At 68.7% G+C, this 14,269-nt stretch carries 14 protein-coding genes; 6 read left to right on the top strand and 8 right to left on the bottom strand.

The genetic code is table 11. The features are described from left to right. Positions 1–26 precede the first annotated feature (26 nt). Positions 27–668 (top strand): TIGR03085 family metal-binding protein, encoded by a 642-nt coding sequence (locus OHA10_RS27530; protein WP_371401652.1) that lies wholly within the window; start codon positions 27–29, stop codon positions 666–668. On the opposite strand, the gene OHA10_RS27525 is transcribed toward OHA10_RS27530, so the two are convergent. Genes OHA10_RS27525 through OHA10_RS27510 form a run of 4 tightly spaced genes read right to left on the bottom strand, consistent with a single transcriptional unit; the run spans position 654 to position 5,467 of the window. Beyond that, positions 654–1,235 carry a DedA family protein gene (locus OHA10_RS27525; RefSeq protein ID WP_371401651.1) on the bottom strand — a complete coding sequence of 194 codons (582 nt, stop codon included), beginning with the start codon at positions 1,233–1,235 and terminating at the stop codon, positions 654–656. The two genes, OHA10_RS27530 and OHA10_RS27525, sit on opposite strands and share 15 nt — an antisense overlap. Continuing rightward, positions 1,232–1,996, bottom strand: a complete 765-nt coding sequence (locus OHA10_RS27520) for an MBL fold metallo-hydrolase (protein ID WP_371401650.1) — start codon at positions 1,994–1,996, stop codon at positions 1,232–1,234. Before OHA10_RS27520 ends, OHA10_RS27525 begins: the two co-directional genes overlap by 4 nt. Before the next feature lie 13 nt (positions 1,997–2,009). Continuing rightward, complete coding sequence (locus tag OHA10_RS27515; protein WP_371401649.1) at positions 2,010–4,115, bottom strand: alkaline phosphatase family protein; 2,106 nt, start codon at positions 4,113–4,115, stop codon at positions 2,010–2,012. Between the two features lie 59 nt (positions 4,116–4,174). After that, entirely contained in the window at positions 4,175–5,467 is a 1,293-nt protein-coding gene (locus OHA10_RS27510) for a family 43 glycosylhydrolase (protein WP_371401648.1), read from the bottom strand. Between the two features lie 157 nt (positions 5,468–5,624). Between OHA10_RS27510 and dacB the strand changes: the two genes are divergently transcribed. Genes dacB through OHA10_RS27495 form a run of 3 tightly spaced genes read left to right on the top strand, consistent with a single transcriptional unit; the run spans position 5,625 to position 9,128 of the window. Continuing rightward, entirely contained in the window at positions 5,625–7,196 is a 1,572-nt protein-coding gene (gene dacB / locus OHA10_RS27505; RefSeq protein ID WP_371401647.1) for a D-alanyl-D-alanine carboxypeptidase/D-alanyl-D-alanine-endopeptidase, read from the top strand. Between the two features lie 40 nt (positions 7,197–7,236). Continuing rightward, positions 7,237–8,187, top strand: a complete 951-nt coding sequence (locus OHA10_RS27500) for a GNAT family N-acetyltransferase (protein ID WP_371401646.1) — start codon at positions 7,237–7,239, stop codon at positions 8,185–8,187. Beyond that, a complete protein-coding gene (locus tag OHA10_RS27495) occupies positions 8,184–9,128 on the top strand; it encodes a GNAT family N-acetyltransferase (RefSeq protein WP_371401645.1) in 945 nt (314 codons plus the stop codon). Before OHA10_RS27500 ends, OHA10_RS27495 begins: the two co-directional genes overlap by 4 nt. On the opposite strand, the gene OHA10_RS27490 is transcribed toward OHA10_RS27495, so the two are convergent. Together OHA10_RS27490 and OHA10_RS27485 are read right to left on the bottom strand one after the other, a co-directional pair. Then, positions 9,091–9,723 carry a hypothetical protein gene (locus OHA10_RS27490; RefSeq protein ID WP_371401644.1) on the bottom strand — a complete coding sequence of 211 codons (633 nt, stop codon included), beginning with the start codon at positions 9,721–9,723 and terminating at the stop codon, positions 9,091–9,093. The two genes, OHA10_RS27495 and OHA10_RS27490, sit on opposite strands and share 38 nt — an antisense overlap. After that, entirely contained in the window at positions 9,716–10,186 is a 471-nt protein-coding gene (locus OHA10_RS27485) for a sigma factor-like helix-turn-helix DNA-binding protein (RefSeq protein WP_371401643.1), read from the bottom strand. The genes OHA10_RS27490 and OHA10_RS27485 overlap by 8 nt, the downstream gene beginning before the upstream one ends. Before the next feature lie 75 nt (positions 10,187–10,261). Between OHA10_RS27485 and OHA10_RS27480 the strand changes: the two genes are divergently transcribed. Then, complete coding sequence (locus OHA10_RS27480; protein WP_371401642.1) at positions 10,262–10,855, top strand: ArsR/SmtB family transcription factor; 594 nt, start codon at positions 10,262–10,264, stop codon at positions 10,853–10,855. Next, the gene (locus tag OHA10_RS27475; protein WP_371401641.1) at positions 10,852–12,108 is read left to right on the top strand and encodes an MFS transporter; all 1,257 of its coding nucleotides are present in this window, start codon (positions 10,852–10,854) and stop codon (positions 12,106–12,108) included. Before OHA10_RS27480 ends, OHA10_RS27475 begins: the two co-directional genes overlap by 4 nt. Positions 12,109–12,115: 7 nt before the next feature. On the opposite strand, the gene OHA10_RS27470 is transcribed toward OHA10_RS27475, so the two are convergent. Together OHA10_RS27470 and OHA10_RS27465 are read right to left on the bottom strand one after the other, a co-directional pair. Further along, positions 12,116–13,720: an MDR family MFS transporter gene (locus tag OHA10_RS27470; RefSeq protein ID WP_371401640.1), complete on the bottom strand. Its 1,605-nt coding sequence runs from the start codon at positions 13,718–13,720 to the stop codon at positions 12,116–12,118. Then, a complete protein-coding gene (locus tag OHA10_RS27465; RefSeq protein ID WP_371401639.1) occupies positions 13,720–14,226 on the bottom strand; it encodes a MarR family winged helix-turn-helix transcriptional regulator in 507 nt (168 codons plus the stop codon). Before OHA10_RS27465 ends, OHA10_RS27470 begins: the two co-directional genes overlap by 1 nt. Positions 14,227–14,269: the final 43 nt, after the last annotated feature.

Below are 14,269 nucleotides of genomic sequence, written 5' to 3'. Positions count from 1 at the left end.
CCCACCCGACAACTACGATCGAGAATGTGACCGACTACAGCCGGGTAGAGCGACTCGCTCTGTGTGATCTGTTCGACCAGCTCGGGCCTGCTGAGCCGACGCTCTGTGAGGGGTGGGACACCTACGATCTCGCGGTCCACCTGTACGTCCGGGAAGCCGATCCGATGGCCGGTCCGGGGATCATGATCCCCGCGCTGTCGGACACCACCGAGCGGAGGATGAAGCGGGCCAAGGAGCGCTACAGCTTCACCGAGGTGGTCGGCAAGGTCCGCAAGGGCCCGCCGCCGGTGTCGATCTACGCGCTGCCGAAGCTCGGCGCCCAGTTCAACACGGCCGAGTACTTCGTCCACCACGAGGACGTCCGCCGCGCCCAACCGACCTGGGACGTCCGCACGCTGCCGGCCGACCAGCAGGCCGGGCTGTGGAAGACGGTCCGGCTGGCGTCGAAGACGATGAACCGGAAGTCGCCGAGCGGCCTGGTGCTCAGGCTGCCCGACGGCACGACGTCGGTCGCGAAACGGCCCACCGAGCTCGGCTCGGTCACCGTGACAGGTCAGCCGAGTGAGCTCGTGCTGTTCTGCTTCGGCCGGCAGCAGGTTGCCGATGTCGAGCTGGACGGCGAGGCGGAAGCGATGGAACAGCTCCGCAACGCGTCATTCGGGGTGTGACTTCCGGCGGGCACGCTGGATCAGGCTGCTGACGACGGTGGTCAGGACGACCAGCACGATCGCGGCCAGCACGCCCTGCCACGGCTCGTCGAAAAGCGCGTAGCCGAGCAGTCCGATCGCCATGTAGACCGCGGCCCACAGGGACGACGCGGTCAGGTCGACCAGCGCGAACCGCTCCCACGGGTAGCCGGCCAGCCCGGCCGCGAGCAGCACGGGCACGCGTCCGCCGGGGATCAACCGCGAGGTCAGCAGTACGCCGATCTCGTGCTCCTTCAACCGCACGCGGAGCGCGTCGAGCGACGCGTTGTCGCGCAACCAACCGACCCGCTTCGCCAGCCGCTCACCGCCGAACCGGCACCCGGCGTACACGATCAGGTCGCCGACGTACGCCCCGGCCGCGCCCGCGATCAGCACACCGACCAACCCGATCGGATTGCTGTGCGACGCCAGTACGGCGCCCGCCGACACCGCAGCGCCCGTCGGCAGCACGGGAAGCACCGCCCCGATCAGCACCGCACCGGCCAACGCGAACAGGTACCAGAGGTCGAACTTGGTGTCGCCGCTCATGCGGACACCTCGACCGATTCACCTGGCACCAAGAGCTTCACCTTCACCGAGGGGTCCACCTCGGCCATCGCGGCCCGGAACCTGTCCCCCGGTGGCAGGAACAACTCCGGCTTGACCCAATCGAACCCGATCGGCCAGAACGTCCCGAAATGTACCGGCACCGCCGTCGAAGCGCCGACTCGCCGCACCGCCTCGGCCGCCCGCACCGGATCCAGATGCCCCGGCCCGAGCGAAGGTCCCCAGCCGCCGACCGGCACCAGCGCCAGGTCCACCTGCCCGGCCTCCGCGGCCAGCCCGTCGTACAGATCCGTGTCGCCGGCGAACCACACGCTCGGCGAGCTGTCGATCCGGTAGCCGATCGCCTGCGCGGAGTACGACGACCAGGGCAGCCGCCGGCCGTCGTGATGAGCGGTGACGGCGGTGATCTCGAGCGACCCGATCTTGATTTGATTGCCTGGAGCAACTTCAATGCAGCGGTCCGAGTAGGCCGGTCCGCTGTCGGCGTGGATCAGCTTCGCCGCACCGCGCGGCACCACCAGCGCGGCGTCCGGCGCGACCATCGGCAGCGAGGTCAGGTGCAGGTGGTCGGCATGCAGGTGCGATACCAGGACCGCGTCGCAGTGTCCGGCCTCGGGCGACGGGTTCGGACCGCGCCGGCGGCGCAGGTGCGCGATCCTCGACGTCAGCACCGGGTCGGTCAGCAGCCGCGTGCCGTTCGCCTCGATGGTGGTGGTGGCGTGCCCCCACCAGGTCACTCGCATGTGATTCGCACGCTCAGGCCTCTACCTTCGACTCGACCGGATCCTTCAGGTCCTTGCGGTGCCCCAGCTGCTCCAGCCAGCCGATCAGCACCTCGTGAACCGCATCGGAGCCTACGGGAGCCTCGTGCAGCTCCCAGCGCGACGGGTGCACCAGGACCGCGTCGGTCTGCCAGCCACCGATTCCGCCGTGGCAGCCGACCAGTTCCTCGAACGCCGCCACCTCATGCGTGTAGTCGTCCAGCCGGCTGACCACGACGACGTCCCCGTTGTGCGCCATCTCCGCCTGCCGGAGCACGGACGCCGCCGCCAACTCGCCGTACGGCGTCAACGGGTCCTCCCCCTCGACGCGGCCGGACCGCAGCACGTGGACTCCGGCTCGGCCGATCGCGACCGGTCCTTCGGCGAGCGAGTCGACCACCACGAACCCGATGCCGGGATGGGTCGCGAGGCCCGGGATCAGCTTCGGGTGCAGCAGCTCGATCTCCTCCAGCGGCACCCGGCCGGGCGTGGTGGCGAGGTAGATCAGCGCGAGGTTGCCGGACGCGGTGACGACCATCTGCTCGTCGGCGGCGACCGGCGGCTCGCAGTCCTTCGGGCCGAGCTCGACCTCCCCGCTCTTCACGTGCAGCGCCTTCCGCGTCACCGAACCGGCCACGCTGCGGCGCATCGACAGCTCGGTCAGGAACGCGTTCACCGGGCCCCAGCCCTCGGACTTGCCGACCGCCGCGACCGGCTCCTTGGTGGTGTCGACGAGGTCGTCGACCACCTCGGTCAGCGTCCGGCCGTACCGCTGGTGGAACGTCGAGCCCTGGCTCTGACCGTGGTCGGACAGCACGACGATCTCGTACGAGTGCGGCAGCAGGTCGATGATCCGTTTCAGGGCACCGAGCACCCGGTCCAGGCCTTCGAGGGTCTGCAGCGACTCGGCCCGGGTCGGTCCGGCGTGGTGCGCGACCTCGTCGTAGTCGACGAAGTCGCAGTAGATCACCGGCGTGCCCTTGACCAGCTCGTCGGTGATCAGCGAGACGTTCAGGTCGCGGAGCAGGACGTTGGTGATCGCGCGCAGGAAGATGTACCCGCCGCCGCGCTTCACCCGCGGAACCAGGTGCCGGACACGCTGCCGCCGGGCCTGGTGCAGCTCCTTGATCATCTCCGCGACGCACAGGATCAGCCCGCGAGCCGCGCCCTGCGGACTGGAGAAGAACCGGACGTAGCCGCGGCTGCGGCTGTTCGGCAGGGCGGCCCGGCTGAACACCAGCTCGCACTTGTCCGCGTCGCCGGACCAGTTGTTGCTGATGCTGACGCCACCGTCCGCGAGCAGACCCCGGCCGGTCGACATCCGCTCCTCGAGCTCCGCCGCGTCCCGGCCACGGTTCGTGACCATCACCCGGCCGGTCTCCTTCTCGTACCACCGGAACGCCGGGATGTACTTCGAGCCGCCGTGCAGGATCCCGGCCTGGCTGGCGGGCGTGGTCGCCGGTACGCCGGTGTGCCACTCGAGCATCGAGTGGTGACCGTCCCGGATCCAGCCGCCGAGGTTCGGCAGGTTGCCGGCCAGCACCATCCAGTTGAGCAGCGGCGCGGACAGCCCGTCGATCTGGATGATCAGCAGGCCGGTCTTCGGCGCGGGCTCGATCCGCCGGGCCCGACGGTGTACGACCCGCATCACCTCGGCGACGTACGCGTCGTCGCTGCCGGCGTACGCGACCCAGCCGACGAAGGCGCTGATCGAGGACATCCAGATAGCCACCAGCACCGGCGCCTCGACCCCGCCGTGCAGGTTCACGCCGGGATCGGCGGTGATCGCCAGGTAGACGACTCCGAACTGTGACAGCAGCCCGCCGACCAGCACCCCGAGCGAGCCGATCAGCACCGCGATGCCGGCCAGGATCCAGCGCATCAGCACCGAGAACACCGCCAGCAGCACGACCAGCCGGAAGATCGGCAGCCGGCCGTCGCTGCTGATCTGCGGCAGCGTCCAGAACGTGATCACCAGCGAGATCAGCGACGCGAGACCGCCGTACAGCATCGCCTGCAGGCCGCGACCGGTACGGCGGAGATCCAGCCACACCGGTCGCCGCCGCCGGTCGTCGTACACCTGTTCTGGTGGTTTCGCCATCGCCTGCTTCCCCGTAGTGCAATCTGCCACTACGAGACTACGGGGTCTGGCCGAAGGGTTTACTGCACCTCGAGGTAGTCGACCTCCGTGTATTGATCGCCCTTCGTCAACCGGATCGTGTTCCAGCCCGCGTTGAGCGTGACCGTCACCGAACTCTCGTGCCAGTTGTCCCAGCCGGTGACCGGATAGCTGACCGAGCCCACGTTGTTGCCGTTGACAACGAGACCGTGGCTCGCGGTGGATGCCGATCCGTTGGCGTACCCGACGTGCAGGGAGTAGCCGCCGGCGACCGGCGCGAAGACGGTGTTCTCGACCCACGAGTCGGCATAGTCGATGTACGCGACCACCTTCCCGTCCGACGCGCCGGCGGCGTTCGCCCGGACACTGCAGTGGTTGAGCGTGCCGCGCTCAGCTTCGTAGCGCACCCGGCTCCCGCGGACCACCGGGTAGTCGTTCGCCCAGCCGATATCCGCGACGTACAGATGCCGCTGGTTGCCGACCCAGCCATGCAGGAAGATCTTGTTGTCGACGACGTCAGCACCGCCCGGTCCACAGACCGCGTTGTCGAACGTCGCCGTCGTCATCAGCGGTCGGTACGCCGTCGTCCACGGGCCGCCGAGGCTCGTCGAGGTCGCGTACGACGTGAGGTAGTTGCAGTCGTTGTACCCGCCGCCGGAGAAGAACAGCACGTACTGGCTGCCGCGCTGGACGAGGTCCGGGGCCTCGATGACGCCGCTCGACGTGAGCATCGCTGTGTTGCCGCCGACCAGCGTGCGGCCGTTGTCCGCCGTCCGGGTGAGCCAGAGCGTCGACGGTTGCCCGATCGCGTTGCCGTCGTTCTTCCACACCAGGTAACGAGTGCCGCCGTTGGCGACGAACGTGTTGGGGTCGATCGCGCCGCCCAGGTCGAGCGGGCAGATCAACGGCGTCGTACCGACAGGCTGGAACGGGCCGAGCGGGGAGGTCGCGGTCGCAACACCGATGCACTGGTGGCCGGATGCCTTGTGCCAGGCGGTGTAGGTGAGGGTGTAGGTGCCGTCCGGGTTCGGGTAGACGTCGGGCGCCCAGGTGCGGCCCGGTTGGGCCCAGTCGGCGGACGGGCCGCCGGGCATCGCGTCGCCGCGGATGGTCCACGGTCCGTTCGCGCTCGGGGCGGTCGCGACCGGGACGGTGCCGCGGCCGTTGTTCGTCGAGTACGCGTACCAGGTGCCGTTCTGCTGGAACACGTCCGGATCGGGGAAGTCCTCACCGATGATCTCGCTCGGGAACACGCTGCCGGCGGCGTGAGCCGGCACGGACAGCAACGCGGTGAGGCTGAGGGCGGCGACCAAGGCCGCCAGAAGTCGTCGCATGGGTGACTCCTCAGGTGGGGGCGGATACCTGTGAGAGCAACTTTTCCATCGATTCACCTGGAACGCGACCCCTCAATCCTGCTGATCCCTGGACCCGGGGCTTCTGGAGGTGTTGACTCCGGCTAGTTGTTTTCCGCCTGGTTTGAGGGAGTGTCTCGTGAGTCATTTACCGAGAGTGTCGGGGCGCGGGTTGGTCGCCGCGGTGGCCGCTGTCGCGGCCGTCGCCGGTGGCGTGGTGGGACAGTCGGCCGGTGCGCCGGCCGCAGTACAGGAGACAGCGCTGCAGCAGCGGCTCGACAGCCTGCTGAACGACAGCCGGTACGACGGTTCGCAGGTCGAGCTCGTGGTCCGCGACGCGGTCACCGGCGAGACGCTGTACAACCGCAACGGCGACCAGCGGATGCTGCCCGCCTCGAACACCAAGCTGTTCACCTCGACGGCCGCGATGCATGTGCTCGGCCCGTCGTACCGCTTCCACACCGACGTACTCGCCACCGCACCCGTCCGCGGTGGGAAGCTGCGTGGTGACCTCTACCTGAAGGGGTACGGCGACCCGACCGCGCTCGAGTCCGACTACGTCGGCCTGGCCAAGCAGCTCAAGGCGGCCGGCGTACGGCGGGTCGACGGCGACCTGATCGCGGACGACTCGTACTTCGACCACGTCCGGCTCGGTGACAGCTGGGCCTGGGACGACGAGCCGTTCTACTACAACGCCCAGATCTCCGCGCTGACGCTCGCGCCGAACACCGACTACGACTCCGGTACGGCGATCGTCGAGAGCCTGCCCGGCGCCACGGCCGGGGCGCCGCTCAAGCTGAACATGGTCCCGGCGAACGGCGTACTCAAGGTGATCAACACCGCGACGACCGGCGCCGCGGGTACGTCGAACACGCTCAACGTCGAGCGCGACCACGGGACGAACGTCGTCCGGGTGAGTGGCTCGATGCCGCTCGGTGCCTCGGTCGACCAGGAGTGGGTGACCGTCTGGGAGCCCGAGCTCTACGCGGCTGACGTGTTCCGCCGGGCGCTGACCGCGCAGGGCATCTCGGTCAGCGGCCACATCAAGAACGCGACCACTCCGACGGGGGCGTCGCGCTTGGCGCGGGACGAGTCGATGACCGTGGGCGAACTGCTCACGCCGTTCCTCAAGCTCTCGAACAACATGCACGCCGAGACGCTGGTGAAGACGATGGGCGCCGTCGTCGAGGCCGACGGCAGCTGGCCTGCCGGCCTGGACGTGGTGACGAACTACGCCAAGAGCGTCGGCGTCGACACCAGCCGGATCCGGCTGTCCGACGGCTCCGGCCTGTCCCGCAAGGTGAACGTGACCGGTGACGCGATCACCGACATCCTGATCGCCGCGCGGAAGGAACCGTGGTTCCAGCAGTGGTACGACGCCCTGCCGATCGCGGGCAACCCGGACCGATTCGTCGGCGGCACCCTCCGCAGCCGGATGCTGAACACGCCGGCCGCCAACAACCTGCACGGCAAGACCGGATCGCTCACCGGCGTGACCGCGCTGTCCGGCTACGTCTCCGACAAGGACGGCCGCAAGCTGGTGTTCTCGATGATCAGCAACAACTACTTGAACAGCCCACGCTCGATCGAGGACGCCGTCGGCGTCACGCTCGCGTCGTGGTCCGACCAGGGCACTCCCCCGGCCGCGGTCACCAACAACCTGAAGACCGCCCAGCCCACGTGCGACCTGGAGTGGGACAAGGCCTGCTAATCGGTTCGACAGTACGGCGGTCGTTCACCACCATGAGTGCATGACCGCCGTACTGCCGTCCTCGTACACCGTCCGCCCGCCGTCGAGGGAGGACGCGCAGGCGCTCCTCGAGTTGGTGTCGGACTACAACACCTCGGTGGTCGGGTTCGCCGACTACACCTTCGAGGACGCCGAGGATCAGCTCACCGAGCCTGGGTTCGATCCTGCGCGGGACGGCTGGCTGGTCTTCGACGGCGACGCGCTGGTCGGCTACGGCGCGGTCTTCGGCAAGGGCGACCACAGCCAGCTCGACCTGGACATCGTCACCATGGATCTCGGCGTGGAGACCTATCTGCTCGAGAACGTCCTCAGGCGGTCGGCGGAGTTCGCGCGGGAGTACGGGCATTCGTCCGTCCAGCTGGATGCGGTCAACTACCAGGCGGATGTCGCGCGCCGGGATCGCTTGGCCGGTCACGGTTTCCAGCCTGGTACGACGTTCCACCGGATGCGGATCGATCACGACGGAGCGGTCGCGACGCCGGAGGTTCCGGCCGGGGTGACGGTACGGCGGGGTGCTCCGGACGAGGCGATTCGGCGCGCGGGGCACGCCGTACTGAATGAGAGTTTCGCAGGGCAGTTCGGGTTCACCCCGCGGTCGTTCGAGGAGTGGCGGGCGGCGCAGGAGAACTTCTCGGCGTTCGACTGGTCGCAGCTGACGTTGCTCGAACTCGACGGTGAGGTCGTGGCGATGCGGTCGTGCACGAGCCAGTTCGTCGAGGACGAGAACTGCGGGTACATCGGACGGCTCGGCGTCCTTGAGAAGGCGCGTGGGATGGGCCTGGCGAAGTTCCTGCTCCGTGACCAGTTCGCGCTCGACGCGGCGGCCGGGCGAGCCGGCACGATCCTCCACGTCGACACCAACAACCCGACGCCGGCGCTCGGCGTCTACCTCTCGGTCGGCATGCAACCCACGCTCGTGATGGAGGTCCTGCGCCACGAGGTCCCCGCATGACCCTGCCCGCCGGCCACACGTCCCGCCCGATGGTCCTGGAAGACGCCAAGCCCATCGCCGAGCACTCCGCGGCCTACACGTCCACCCTCCTGGGCTTCCCCAAACACAGCCCCGAAGACGTAGCCAACTACCTCCGCGACCCCGCCATCAACCTGACCACCGACGGCTGGGTAGTCCTCGACCCCAACGGCAACTACACCGGCTCAGCCACCGCCATGCCGGTCGCCGGCAACACCCAACTGAACATCGACATCCTCAGCAACAACCCAGCCATTCTCAACTGGCTCCTGGACCAAGCCGAACACCGAGCCCACGACCTCGCCAATCCCGCCGGTGGGGTTGTGTTGCGGGTGGGCGTGGTCCGGCAGGATCGGCTGCTGCCGGAGGTGCTGGCCGCTCGGGGGTTTGCGATCGGGACCTCTGTGCAGCGGATGCGGATTGGGTTTGACGGGGCGGTGGTGGCGCCTGCGACTCCTGAGGGGGTTGTTGTGCGGCGGGGGGCGCTGGGTGAGGAGAGCCGGCGGGCGGCGCACGGCGTGCTGGTGGAGGCGTTTGCGGGCCAGCCGGAGGCGTTGCCTCGGCCTTTCGAGGAGTGGGTGGAGTCTCGGGAGAGTCGGTCGACGTTCGACTGGTCTCAGGTGACGATCGTGGAAGTCGACGGGCAGGCGGTCGGCGTGACCGAGTGCAACGACAACTTCGTCAGCACCGACAACTGCGGGTACGTCGGCCGCCTGGCCGTCGTACCGTCCGCCCGCGGACGCGGCCTCGCCAAGTTCCTCCTGCGCACCGCATTCGCTGCCGACGCAGCGGCCGGATGCGACGGCACGATCCTCCACGTCGACACCGGCAACCCCACCCCGGCCGTCGCCCTCTACACCGGCGTCGGCATGCGCCCCGACCTGATCAGCGACATCTGGCAGAGAACGATCCAGCCGGCCTGAAGCAGCCGCGACCCTTCAACACAACACGCTCCCCGGTCGAACCGGCGTACACCGTCCGACTCCCCAGCGGCGTCTTCAGATCAACCTGAATCGTCGTCGGCGCAGGCCCGGGATTCGCGCACTGGTGCCCCTCGTTCTGGTCCGGCCCGACCCCATAGCGGTACGCCGCGATCCGCACCGAGCCGCCGTCCTGCGACAGGATCCGGACCACCGTGTTCGGCTGACACGGCTCGATCGCGACCTCGTCCGGCTCCACCCCCACGATCAATGTCGAGAGGTGATCCGGATCCAGCCGCGCCGACGTCACCGCGATCTCGCCCCGGAGCAGGATGACCGTCGTACCGAGCTTGTACTGCCGCGGCGCCGGCCCGTCGACCGAGTACTGCGGCATCTCGAAGCCGATCGTCGGCTCGGTCTCGGCTCTCGGATAACCGAGGACGCTGGCGATCCCGGCCACGATCACGATCGCCACCACCGCGGCAGACACGACGTACCGTCGCCGGCGCAGGTCCCGCGCGGCCCGTTCGAGCTCCTCGAACGGCGGCGCCTCGTCCGGCGTCCGCTCGGCGACGTACTCGATCAGCCGGTCACGCATCCTCATGCACCAGCCCGAGTGCCCGCCACGCCCGCGCCAACCGCGCGTTCACCCCACCGATCGGAAGCTCCAGGTCCACAGCGATCTGGTCGACGGGCAACTCCATCACCTCATGCAGTACGACGACCGCCCGCTGCTCAGGCGTCATCCCGGCCAGCGCGCCGGCCACATCTCCAGCCGGCCCTCGACGCGGGGCACCGCCGTTGAGCCGCGCCAACGCCCGGGCCACCACCTGCCGACGACCCAACCGACCGACAACCGTCCGCACGGCGACCCCGCGCACCCACGCCTCCGGATCCTCGAACCGGCAGATCGCGTCCCAGCGACCGAACAGCTTCGCGTAGGCCTCCTGCGCTATCAGCTCGGCGTCCACCCGCGACGCCCCGATGGACACCAGTACGCCGATCAGCCGCGGCCAGGTCTGGCGGTACAGCGTTGCGATGTCCGCTCTCGGGTCATCCACCCAGCCAGTGTCCCGCCGTACCCGGACCGGCGCGAGAGGTTGCCTCCAGGAGATCTGAGAGATTACTCTCGAAACATGTCTCTCAGAAATCCGTACGGCGATTTCGAGATCACCGACCCGCAGGCGATGCGCGCGTTGGCGCATCCAGTCCGGCTCGCTGCGCTCAGCTACCTGCAGAAGAACGGCCCGGCCACCGCGACCCAGCTGTCCGAGCACGTCGGCGCCTCCCCGTCGGTGACCAGCTGGCATCTGCGGCATCTGGCGAACTTCGGCCTGGTCGTCGACGGCCCGCCGCCGAGCGGCTCCGACCGGCGGCAGCGCTGGTGGAACGCGGTCGCCCACGGATTCCGGTACGCGATGCCGGATACCCCGGAAGGCGCCGAGGCCGGCCGTCTGCTCCGGGCCGAGCTGATGAACCAGGCGCTCGAGGCGGCCCAGCACTGGCTGGTGGAGACCGAGCCGCACCTCGCCCCGGAGTGGAGCCGGCTGGCGGGATCGGCGAACACGCTGCTGGTGATCACCCCCGAAGAGGCCGAGGAGCTCGAGTCCGCGATCGAGCAGCTGTTCGCGCCGTACGTCCAGCGCCGCGATGCCAACCAGACGCCCGACGACGCACACCCGGTCCGCTACGTCCGCATTTCCTTGCCTGAAGCAACGGACTCGCAATGAGCACGCTCTCCGCCACCAGCCTGTGGCGCGACCGCCGCTTCCGCACGTTCTGGTCGGCACAGACCATCTCGGAGTTCGGCGACCGGGTGACCGAGCTCGCGCTGCCGCTGATCGCCGTCACCTTGCTCGACGCCTCCCCCAGCCAGGTCGGGTTCCTGACCGCCGCGGTCTGGCTGCCGAACATCGTGTCGCTGTTCATCGGCACCTGGGTCGATCACCGCCGCGACAAGCGCCGGCTGATGATCGTCGCCGACCTCTCCCGGAGCATCCTGCTCCTGACATTGCCGGTGGCTTACTGGCTCGACGTACTGACGCTCGGCCAGCTCTACGCGATCGCGATCCTGGCCGGCACGGCGGGCGTCCTGTTCGGGACGGCGTACGCAGCGTTCTTCGTCCGGCTGGTCGATCGGGACCAGTTCCTCGAGGCCAACACCAAGATCTCCGCGACCCGGTCGATCTCGTTCATGGGCGGACCCGCTGTCGGCGGCCTGCTCGTCCAAGCGCTCACCGCACCGGTCGCGGTCGTCGCCGACGCGCTGTCCTTTGTGTTCTCGGCGGTCCAGATCAGCCGGCTGAAGGTCACGCCGGGCGCGCACGAGGAGTCGACCGAGCCATTCCTCGAACGGGCCCGCGCCGGCATGCGCTACGTGCTGAAGCATCCGTACCTGAGCCGCAGCCTGGGCTCCGCGACCACCGTGAACTTCTTCAACCTGATCGGGATGGCACTGCTGATCCTGTTCGCCAGCCGTGACCTCGGACTGTCCGCCGGGATCATCGGCCTGGCCTTCGGCATCGGCGCATCGGGCGGACTGCTCGGTGCGGTCTCCGCGGCACCGCTGAGCCGGATCTTCGGGGCCGGCCGGGTGATCGCCGCCGGCGCGGTGGTGTTCCCCGGCGGAATGGCGTTCGTCCTGCTGGCGCACGGACCCGTCTGGATGCGCGCCGCCGCTCTCGCCGCGGGCGAGTTCGTCGCCGCGTTCGCGGTGATGTGTTTCGACGTACCGCTGAACTCGCTGCAGGCAGCGGTCACTCACGACCACATGCGGAGCCGGGTCGTCGGCGCCTTCAGCAGTATCAACTACGGCATCAGGCCGCTCGGCGCGGTCGTCGGAGGGTTCCTCGGCACCTGGATCGGTGTCCGTGAAACCCTCCTCGTCTCCGCAGCCGGCGGCATGCTTGCCGTGCTCTGGCTGATCGGCTCACCGATCGTCCGCACTCGCGAACTGACCGGCCTGGAGCCGCCTGAGCTTTAGCCGTGCTCTAGTCGTGTACTGCGCGGTCCGCCAGGTCCTCGACGTCGTCGACCTTGCTGACGGTCTTCCGCAGCGGTACCTCCTTGATGAACAGCACCGCGATCAGCGCGACCGCAGCACACGCGGCCGCGATCAGGAAGATCCGCCCGGTCGCGTCGCCGTACGACTGTCGCACCAGCTCGGCCAGCTGCGGCGGCAGGTGACCGACGTCCAGGAGGCTCGTGCTGCCGGACCCGCCCTCCTGCAGCTTGCGCGCCGCCTCGGCCCCACCCGGACCGGCGAGCAGGCCGGCCACGATCAGCGTCTTCACGTGAGCGGCGAGGACTGCGCCCAGCGCGGACACGCCGACCGCTCCACCCAGGCTCCGGAAGAACGCCACGGTCGCACTCGAAGCGCCGATCTCCCGGACGTCCACGGTGTTCTGCACGGCGAGGACCAGGTTCTGCATGGTCATGCCCATGCCGAGCCCCATCGCCAGCATGCCGAGTCCGACGTACCAGTACGGCGAGGTGTGGTCGATCGTGCCGAGGATGAGCAGACCGATGAGCAGCAGTACGCCGCCGGAGACCAGGTACCGCTTCCACTTGCCGTAGCGGGTGATCAGCTGGCCGGAGCCCGCCGACCCGACGAACGAACCGAGCATCATCGGGATCGTCAGCAGGCCGGCCTCGGTCGGGCTGTAACCGCGGGCGATCTGGAAGTACTGCCCGAGGAACAGCGCGCTGCCGAACATCGCCACGCCGACCGCGAGGCTGGCGACGATCGCCAGCGCGGTGGTCCGCTCCCGCACGACCTTCAGCGGGACGAGTGGCTCCTTCACCCGGTTCTCGACCATGACCGCGACGAACCCGACGAGCAGCGTGCCGCCGACGAACAGCGCGGACTGCCACGACATCCAGGCGAAGTCCGTGCCGGCGAACGTGACCCACAGCAGCGGCAGGCTGGCCGCGATGCTGATCAGGACGGCGCCGACGTAGTCGATCCGGACCTCACGCTTGATCAGCGGGAGGTGGAGGTACTTCTGCAGGATCACCAGGCTGATCACGGCCAGCGGGACGCAGACATAGAAACACCAGCGCCAGCCGAGCCAGGAGGTGTCGACGATGACGCCGCCGATGAGCGGGCCGCTGACGGTCGCGACCGCCATCACGGCACCCATGTAGCCGGAGTACCGGCCCCGCGAACGGGGTGGGATCGCGGCGCCGATGATGGCCTGGGCCAGTGCCATCAGACCGCCCATCGCCAGGCCCTGCAGGACGCGGGCGCCGATCAGGAACGGGACGCTGTGGGACAGGCCGGCCAGCGCGGACCCGATCACGAAGACCGAGATCGCCAGCTGGACCAGCAGTTTCTTGCTCACCAGGTCTGCGAGCTTGCCCCAGATCGGCGTGGACACCGTGGTGGCCAACAGGCTCGCGGTGAGGACCCACGTGTACTGCGTCTGGGATCCCTCGAGGTCGGCGATGATCGTCGGCAGGGCATTGCTGACGATCGTCGAGCTCAGCATCGCCGTGAACAGCGCGGCGAGCAGGCCGATCAGGATCTCGAGGATCTCGCGGTGGGTGAGTTCCGGCGCAGCGGGCGTCTGCGGCCGGGTCTCGGTGACAGTCATCAGTCTCCAGTCGATTGTGTGCGCCTCACGACCTGGTTGATCTCGGTGATGGCGTGCGCGATCCGCTGCATGGTCTCCGCAGCGGACAGCAGCGCGTCGTCGTCGAGATCCGCCAGGGCGGCACGAAGGTGCTGGGTGTAGGACGAGTAGAGGGCCTCCAGGCGGGCCTGCCCGGCGGGTGCCAGGCTGACCAGCCCGACCCGGGCATCGGCCGGATCGGGTCGACGGCTCACCAGTCCGTCGGCCTCCAGCGCGGCCACCTGCCGGCTCACCACCGACGCGTCGACGCCGAGCTTCGCGGCGATCTCGCCACCGCGCTGCTCACCGCCCTTGTGCAGGATCTTGAGCACACTCGCGTCGGACCGCCGCAGCCCACCGTCGGGCATCAGATGCCGGTGTTCGATACATCGCACCGCGCGGATGAGCGAACTGACCCCTTCGAGAACCTCCTGCGCCGGCGCGTCCCGCTCTACCCCCGGGACAAGGGGTTGCTGAGCTAGTTGCATAACCCAACTATATACCCAAATAGTTGGTTTCCACAACCATATC

It is taken from the genome of Kribbella sp. NBC_00662 (genome assembly GCF_041430295.1).
Classification (GTDB): Bacteria; Actinomycetota; Actinomycetes; order Propionibacteriales; family Kribbellaceae; genus Kribbella.
This window is presented reverse-complemented; position numbering and strand designations above follow the sequence as displayed.

Excerpts from the sequence above, each read along its gene's own strand:
- OHA10_RS27490 (WP_371401644.1), bottom strand. The coding sequence starts at position 9,723 with ATGCGTGACCGGCTGATCGAGTACGTCGCCGAGCGGACGCCGGACGAG.
- OHA10_RS27480 (WP_371401642.1), top strand. The coding sequence starts at position 10,262 with ATGTCTCTCAGAAATCCGTACGGCGATTTCGAGATCACCGACCCGCAG.
- OHA10_RS27465 (WP_371401639.1), bottom strand. The coding sequence starts at position 14,226 with ATGCAACTAGCTCAGCAACCCCTTGTCCCGGGGGTAGAGCGGGACGCG.
- OHA10_RS27475 (WP_371401641.1), top strand. The coding sequence starts at position 10,852 with ATGAGCACGCTCTCCGCCACCAGCCTGTGGCGCGACCGCCGCTTCCGC.
- OHA10_RS27470 (WP_371401640.1), bottom strand. The coding sequence starts at position 13,720 with ATGACTGTCACCGAGACCCGGCCGCAGACGCCCGCTGCGCCGGAACTC.
- OHA10_RS27525 (WP_371401651.1), bottom strand. The coding sequence starts at position 1,235 with ATGAGCGGCGACACCAAGTTCGACCTCTGGTACCTGTTCGCGTTGGCC.
- OHA10_RS27510 (WP_371401648.1), bottom strand. The coding sequence starts at position 5,467 with ATGCGACGACTTCTGGCGGCCTTGGTCGCCGCCCTCAGCCTCACCGCG.
- OHA10_RS27495 (WP_371401645.1), top strand. The coding sequence starts at position 8,184 with ATGACCCTGCCCGCCGGCCACACGTCCCGCCCGATGGTCCTGGAAGAC.
- OHA10_RS27520 (WP_371401650.1), bottom strand. The coding sequence starts at position 1,996 with ATGCGAGTGACCTGGTGGGGGCACGCCACCACCACCATCGAGGCGAAC.
- OHA10_RS27515 (WP_371401649.1), bottom strand. The coding sequence starts at position 4,115 with ATGGCGAAACCACCAGAACAGGTGTACGACGACCGGCGGCGGCGACCG.
- OHA10_RS27500 (WP_371401646.1), top strand. The coding sequence starts at position 7,237 with ATGACCGCCGTACTGCCGTCCTCGTACACCGTCCGCCCGCCGTCGAGG.